This window comes from Polaromonas sp. P1_E1_2 (assembly GCF_056406035.1).
In genome coordinates, this window is sequence record NZ_JBFUAZ010000178.1 from 1 (window position 1) to 7053 (window position 7053).

The window sequence follows — 7053 nt, forward strand, 5'->3', positions numbered from 1 at the left end:
CGCCACCTCCACTAGCACCGCCGGCACCGAAGCCAGGCGGGCCAGGAAGTCTTCAAGTTGCAGACTGGAGACACTGGAAACCATTGGTGACGACTTGGCGGTTGGAGAATTGAAATATTGGGCAAAATGCCTTGACTGCCACCTTAGCACTACCTTGGCGCCGGGCAGTTCCCGGGCATGATGGCAGGTATATCAGGAATCCAATGAGCCGGCCGTTCAAAAAGCCGGCAAAGGCAAGCACGATGAGACAAGACATGTCCGACTCCACACCGCGCCGCTTCTGGCTGGTGGCCCTGCTTTCAGCAGCAGCTGCCGCCGTCGTCAGTGCCTGCAAGACCGCGCCGGAACCTGCGCCCGCCACACCCAAAGCCCCAGACCCCTCTCCAGTGATCGGGCCGATCACCGGCCCGCAAGGTTCGGCCAGAAGCTCAGGGGCGACCACGCCGCGTGCCTATCGGGAAGACGGCGCCACGCATATCTACGGCCTCAATTCCGACCGTATCTACAAAGGCCGCATGCCGCCGCTGCTGTATGCCGTGGGTGTGCTGAATGTGGAAATCGACAGGGTCGGCCGCGTCACCCGTCTGGACTGGATGCGCGCACCGCGCCATGCACCCGAAGTGATGGCGGAGATCGAACGCACCATCCAGCAGGCGTCCCCCTTCCCGGCGCCTACGCGCATGGGCAAGGTGGTCTACACCGATACCTGGCTTTGGCACAAGAGCGGCAAATTCCAGCTCGACACGCTCACAGAAGGACAAGACTAGCCCCCACGGTCGCTCACTTCGTGTAGCTCCCTGCCCCCCGAGGGGGCCGCCCGCCTGCAGTCCGGCAAAGCCGGTCCTACGGCTCGTGCTGGCCTTGGTTGGCTCGCTTCGCATCGCGCTTTGAGCGCTGCCGTCAAGAGCGACTAGCGGTCACTCTATTTTCAGATTTTGGGTTTTAACGACGTTGCGCCAGGCGCGGTAGTCGGCTTCGATGAAGTGGCCGAGCAATGCGGGCGAGCCGGGTGCGGCTTCCACGGCGTCGGCCTTGAACCGCGCCACCACCTCGGGCAAAGCCACGACCTTGTTGATGGCAGCGTTCAGTGCGTTGACGATGGCGGGCGGTGTGCCGGTGGGGGCCATCAACGCAAAGTAGTTGACCACATCAATGCCTGCCAGGCCGGCTTCCGTCATGCTGGGCACGTCGGGCAAGGCACTTGAGCGTTTGGCACTCGTTACGGCCAAAGGCTTGATGCTGCCGTTTTTGATGAAAGGCAGCAGGGCCGGGATGGTGCCCGTGATCAGCTGGATCTGGCCGCCGATCATGTCCATGGTGGCAGGCGCCACACCGCGGTAAGGAATGTGCGTGATGAAAGTACCGGTACGGGCCTTCAGCAACTCAAGCACGAGGTGGTTGACACCGCCCGCCCCGGCCGAGCCGTAGTTCAGCGCACCGGGCTTTTGCCGGGCCAGCGTGACCAGCTCTTTCATGGTGTTGGCCGGCAGCTTGGTGTTGGCGGCCCAGACCAGCGGTCCGCTGGCGATCATGCCCACCGGCGTGAACTGGCGCAGCGGGTCGTAATTGGCGCTGGGCAAAGAGGCCGCCACGGTGGTGAAGGGCGAGGCCACCAGCAGCAGCGTGTAGCCGTCGGCCGGGGACTGCGCCACGTACTGCGTGCCGATGGCGCCCGAGGCGCCCGCACGGTTGTCCACTACAAAGGTGGCGTTCATGGTTTCGCCGAGTTTTTGCGCAATCAGTCGTGCCATGGCGTCGGTGCCGGCGCCGGGGGCAAAAGGCACGACGATCTTGACGGCGCGCTCAGGATAGATGCCGGCGGGAACGGATGCGGCCGAGGCCGGTGAGCCGGCAGAACCCGCTGAAGGGCCTTGTGCCAATACGGCTGGAGCCACGAGGCTGGCGGCGGTGCCTGCGGACAGCAGCAGGGCCTGGCGGCGGCTCAGGGTCATGGGCTTGACGTTCATGGAGGAGGGGGAAGAAAGTTGCACAAACCGCTGATTGTCGCCGCCCCGGATGACGGCGCCATGACACGGTCTGGCCTGGCGCCCGCTCAGCTGCCGCGATAGGTGGAATAACTCCAGGGGCTGACCAGCAGGGGCACGTGATAATGCAAGCCCGGATCAGCCACACCGAAGTCCAGCGTCACCTGGTCCAGGAAAGCCGGCTCGGGCAATTTCACGCCGCGCGCCTTGAAGTAGGCCGCCACCTCGAACACGAGCCGGTAGGTGCCGGCTTTCAGATTAGCGCTGTCGTATAGCAGTCCATCGGGATTGCGCCCATCTTCATTGAGGATGAAGTGCTTCACCAGCGTCGCCTGACCCGCATGCGTGGTGTAGAGCGACGCCTTCATGCCGCCTGCCGGCGTGCCGTGCATGGTGTCCAGTACATGTGTGCTCAAGCCCATGGCAGTCCCTGAAGATTGTTTTTCAATTTCGGTTTACCAAAAGTGTATACACTTTTCGACATTCCGGCTATTATCGACCGATGGAATCGTCAACCACGCACACCATCGTCGAAGCCCTGACCAAGGCCATTGTGGAGCACAGGCTGCACCCGGGCACCAAGCTGGCCGAACAAAAACTGGCCGACCATTTCGGCGTCTCGCGCACGCTGGTGCGGCAGGCATTGTTCCAGCTCTCGCAAAACCGCCTGATCCGCCTGGAGCCGGCGCGCGGTGCTTTCGTGGCTGCACCGTCCGTGATGGAAGCGCGCCAGGTGTTTGCCGTGCGCCGCATGCTCGAAGCCGAGATGACGCGGGCCTTTGTGCGCGAAGTCACCCCTGCCAAAATCAAGGCGCTGAAAGAACACGTCGCGCGGGAAAAGTCGGCGGTCGACCTCGGGGACGTTTCGGGCCGGACGGAGTTGCTGGGCGACTTTCATGTGCGCATAGCCGAGCTCATGGGCAATGAAGTGCTGGCCCAGATGCTTGGCGAGCTGACCTCGCGTTGCGCCCTCATCACCCTGATGTACCAGACCGCCACCGCCGCCGAACACTCCAACGACGAGCACGCCGAAATCGTCAAGGCGCTGGCCGCCAGGAACGAAGCGCTGGCCGTACGCCTCATGAATGACCATCTGCTGCATGTCGAGAAGAGCCTCTCCTTTGACCGCAAGGTACCGACGAACGATATTTCCATGGCACTGTCATGAGTACGGATATGAACACTGGCTACCCTAGAGATTTGATCGGCTACGGCCGCAACCCGCCACAAGCCAACTGGCCGGGGCGGGCACGCATCGCCGTGCAGTTCGTCCTCAACTATGAGGAAGGCGGCGAAAACTCGGTGCTGCACGGCGACGCCGGCTCCGAACAGTTTTTGTCCGAGATGGCCAATCCACCCAGCTTTGCCGACCGGCACCTGAGCATGGAAGGCATTTACGAATACGGCTCACGCGTGGGCGTATGGCGCATCCTGCGCGAGTTTGAAAAGCGCAAATTACCGCTCACGGTGTTCGGCGTGGGCATGGCGCTGCAGCGCCACCCCGAAGTCGCCGCGGCCTTCACTGAACTCGGCCACGAGATCGCCTGCCACGGCTGGCGCTGGATCAACTACCAGCAGATCGACGAAGCCACCGAACGCGAACACATGCGCCTGGGCCTGGACGCGATCGAAAAGCTCACCGGCACACGTCCGCTGGGCTGGTACACCGGCCGCGACAGCCCCAACACGCGCCGGCTGGTGGCCGACGACGGCCGGCTCGAATACGACAGCGACTACTACGGCGACGACCTGCCCTTCTGGACCGAGGTGAAACGCACCGACGGAAAAGTCGTGCCGCGCCTGGTCGTGCCTTACACGCTGGACACCAACGACATGCGCTTTTCCCTGCCGCAGGGCTTCTCGCAGGCCGATGATTTTTTCATCTACCTGCGCGACAGTTTTGATGCGCTGTATGCCGAAGGCAGTGCGTCGCCCAAGATGCTGAGCATCGGCATGCATTGCCGCCTGCTGGGCCGGCCGGGCCGCATCGTGGCGCTGCAGCGTTTTCTTGACCACGTGCAAAAGCATGAGCGCGTCTGGGTCTGCCGCCGCATCGATATAGCGCGCCACTGGCAGGCCAACCATCCTTACATGCCCCGGCAGGAAAGCTGAACATGGCCATCACGCTGGAACAAGTCAATGCCGTACCGCGCGCAGAAGCGCTGCAACTGCTCGACGGCCTCTATGAGCATTCCCCCTGGATTGCCGAAAAGGCGCTGGACGCCCGCCCTTTCCAGTCACTCGCCCACCTGAAGCACACCATGGCGCAAGTACTGCGCGAGGCCGGCAAGGACGCGCAGGTCAAGCTCATCCAGGCCCACCCCGAACTGGCCGGCAAAGCCATGGTCAGTAAAAGCCTGACGGGGGAATCGGCCAACGAGCAAGGCAAGGCCGGCCTCACGGACTGCACGCCCGAAGAGTTCGCCACCCTGCAAAAACTCAATGCCGACTACAACGCAAAGTTCGGCTTTCCTTTCATCCTGGCGGTGCGCGGCCCGCGCGGTGACGGTTTGAGCAAGCAGCAGATCATCGAGACCTTCGCGCGGCGCCTGCAAAACCACCCTGACTTTGAGCTGCAGGAAAACCTGCGCAACATCCACCGCGTGGTGGAACTGCGGCTCAACGACAAGTTCTCCGCCACGCCCGCGCTGGGCAACGACGTGTGGGACTGGCAGGAAACCCTTTCGCAGTACAGCGATCCGGGCTATCTTGAAAAAGGCCAGCTCACGGTGACCTACCTCACTGATGCGCACCGTGCCTGCGCGGCTTTCATCAGCCACACCATGCGGGACTGCGGCTTTGACGAGGTGAAGATCGACGCGGTCGGCAACGTGGTGGGTATCTACAACGCCGCCACCCCCAACGCCAAGACCCTGCTGACCGGCAGCCACTACGACACCGTGCGCAACGGCGGCAAATATGACGGCCGGCTCGGGATTTTTGTGCCCATGGCCTGCGTGCGCGAGCTGCACCGCCAGGGCAAGCGCCTGCCCTTTAATTTTGAGGTGGTCGGCTTTGCCGAAGAAGAAGGCCAGCGCTACAAAGCCACCTTTTTGGGTTCGGGCGCGCTGATTGGCGACTTCAAGCCCGAGTGGCTGGAGCAAAAAGACGCTGACGGCATCACCATGCGCGAGGCCATGCACAACGCGGGCCTCAAGCCCGAAGACATCACGAAGATCAAACGTGACGCGGACAACTACCTCGGCTTTATCGAGGTGCACATCGAGCAGGGCCCGGTCCTCAACGAGCTTGACCTGCCGCTGGGCATCGTCACCTCCATCAACGGCAACGTGCGCTACCTGTGCGAGATAACCGGCATGGCCAGCCACGCCGGCACCACGCCCATGACCCGCCGCCGCGACGCCGCAGCGGCCGCGGCCGAACTGCTGCTGTATGTGGAACGGCGCGCGGCGCAAGACGGAAATTCCGTCGGCACGGTCGGCATGCTGCAGGTACCCAACGGCTCCATCAACGTGGTGCCCGGGCGCTGCCTCTTTTCGCTCGACCTGCGCGCGCCCATCGATGCGCAGCGCGACGCGCTGGTGGCCGACGTGCTGGCCGAACTCAAAAGCATTTGCGAGCGCCGCGGTATGCACTTCACGACCGAATTGACCGAGCGCGCCGCCGCTGCACCCAGCGCACCTGCCTGGCAACAGCGCTGGGAAGCCGCTGTGCAAGGCCTGGGCGTGCCTCTGTACCGCATGCCTAGCGGTGCCGGCCATGACGCGATGAAACTGCACAAGGTGATGCCGCAGGCCATGCTTTTTGTACGGGGCCAGAACTCCGGCATCAGCCACAACCCGCTGGAAAGCACCACCAGCGACGACATCGAACTTGCGATCCAGGCCCTGGCGCATCTGCTCACTAATCTCTCTCCTGAACAACAATGACCCTCACTACAGATTACGCCCGGCTTGACAGCTGGATCGATGCCCATTTCGACGAAGAAACGGCATTCCTGCAGCAGCTCATCCGCGTGCCCACCGACACGCCACCGGGCAACAACGCGCCACATGCCGAGCGCACGGCAGAGCTCATCAAGGCCTTCGGTTTTGACGCTGAGAAACACCCCGTGCCCGAAGCCGACGTGCGCGGCTACGGCATGGAGTCCATCACCAACCTGATCGTGCGCCGCCACTATGGCGGCAAGGGCGAAGAAATGGAAAAAGGAAGGACCATTGCCCTCAACGCCCACGGCGACGTGGTGCCGCCCGGCGAAGGCTGGACCAAAGATCCCTATGGCGGCGAGATTGAAGGCGGCAAAATTTACGGCCGCGCCTCAGCTGTCAGCAAATGCGATTTCGCAAGCTTCACCTTTGCGGTGCGTGCGCTCGAATCACTGGACGCACCACTCAAAGGCAGCGTTGAGTTGCACTTCACCTACGACGAGGAATTCGGCGGCGAAATGGGCCCGGGCTGGCTGCTCAAGAAAGGCCTTACCAAGCCTGACCTGTTGATCGCGGCAGGCTTTTCTTACGAGGTCGTCACCGCGCACAACGGCTGCCTGCAGATGGAAGTCACGGTGCACGGCAAGATGGCGCATGCCGCCATTCCCGACACCGGCATCGACGCCTTGCAGGGCGCGGTGCACATCCTCAATGCACTCTATGCACAGAACGCGCTCTACCAGCAGGTGACGTCAAAGGTCGAAGGCATCCAGCACCCTTACCTGAACGTGGGGCGCATCGAAGGCGGCACCAACACCAACGTCGTGCCCGGCAAGGTGATGTTCAAGCTGGACCGCCGCATGATCCCCGAGGAGAACCCCGCCGAGGTCGAAGCCAACATCCGCAAAGTGATTGGCGACGCGGCGGCTGGCTGCAAGGGCATCACAGTCGACATCAAGCGCCTGCTGCTGGCCAACTCGATGCGGCCGCTGGCGGGCAACAAGCCCCTGGTGGAGGCCATCCAGAAGCATGGCGAGGCGCTCTTTGGCCAGRCCATTCCGGCCATGGGCACGCCRCTGTACACCGATGTGCGGCTGTACGCCGAGGCCGGCATTCCCGGCGTCATTTACGGCGCCGGGCCGCGCACCGTGCTGGAGTCCCATGCCAAGCGGGCCGACGAA

The 7053-nt window shown here is 62.9% G+C and carries 7 protein-coding genes; 5 read left to right on the plus strand and 2 right to left on the minus strand.

The window, feature by feature from the left end:
* Positions 1-254 precede the first annotated feature (254 nt).
* On the plus strand, positions 255-767 hold the full coding sequence (locus tag AC1D1P_RS10455; RefSeq protein ID WP_477672925.1) for a hypothetical protein: 513 nt from the start codon (positions 255-257) through the stop codon (positions 765-767).
* A 150-nt stretch (positions 768-917) separates the two neighbouring features.
* Here the strand turns inward: AC1D1P_RS10455 and AC1D1P_RS10460 are convergent, their stop codons facing one another.
* Both AC1D1P_RS10460 and uraH read right to left on the minus strand, forming a co-directional pair.
* Positions 918-1991 (minus strand): tripartite tricarboxylate transporter substrate binding protein, encoded by a 1074-nt coding sequence (locus tag AC1D1P_RS10460; protein ID WP_477672926.1) that lies wholly within the window; start codon positions 1989-1991, stop codon positions 918-920.
* Between the two features lie 62 nt (positions 1992-2053).
* Complete coding sequence (gene uraH / locus AC1D1P_RS10465; RefSeq protein ID WP_477668150.1) at positions 2054-2407, minus strand: hydroxyisourate hydrolase; 354 nt, start codon at positions 2405-2407, stop codon at positions 2054-2056.
* 80 nt (positions 2408-2487) lie between these two features.
* Between uraH and AC1D1P_RS10470 the strand changes: the two genes are divergently transcribed.
* The 4 genes from AC1D1P_RS10470 to AC1D1P_RS10485 all read left to right on the plus strand — a co-directional run.
* The gene (locus AC1D1P_RS10470; protein ID WP_477672927.1) at positions 2488-3153 is read left to right on the plus strand and encodes a GntR family transcriptional regulator; all 666 of its coding nucleotides are present in this window, start codon (positions 2488-2490) and stop codon (positions 3151-3153) included.
* Between the two features lie 8 nt (positions 3154-3161).
* Entirely contained in the window at positions 3162-4097 is a 936-nt protein-coding gene (gene puuE / locus AC1D1P_RS10475) for an allantoinase PuuE (RefSeq protein ID WP_477668152.1), read from the plus strand.
* Between the two features lie 2 nt (positions 4098-4099).
* The gene (gene uraD, locus AC1D1P_RS10480) at positions 4100-5875 is read left to right on the plus strand and encodes a 2-oxo-4-hydroxy-4-carboxy-5-ureidoimidazoline decarboxylase (RefSeq protein ID WP_477672928.1); all 1776 of its coding nucleotides are present in this window, start codon (positions 4100-4102) and stop codon (positions 5873-5875) included.
* Positions 5872-7053 (plus strand): M20 family metallopeptidase (locus AC1D1P_RS10485; RefSeq protein WP_477672929.1); only part of this gene is annotated, 1182 nt, incomplete at its 3' end. The genes uraD and AC1D1P_RS10485, both read left to right, overlap by 4 nt.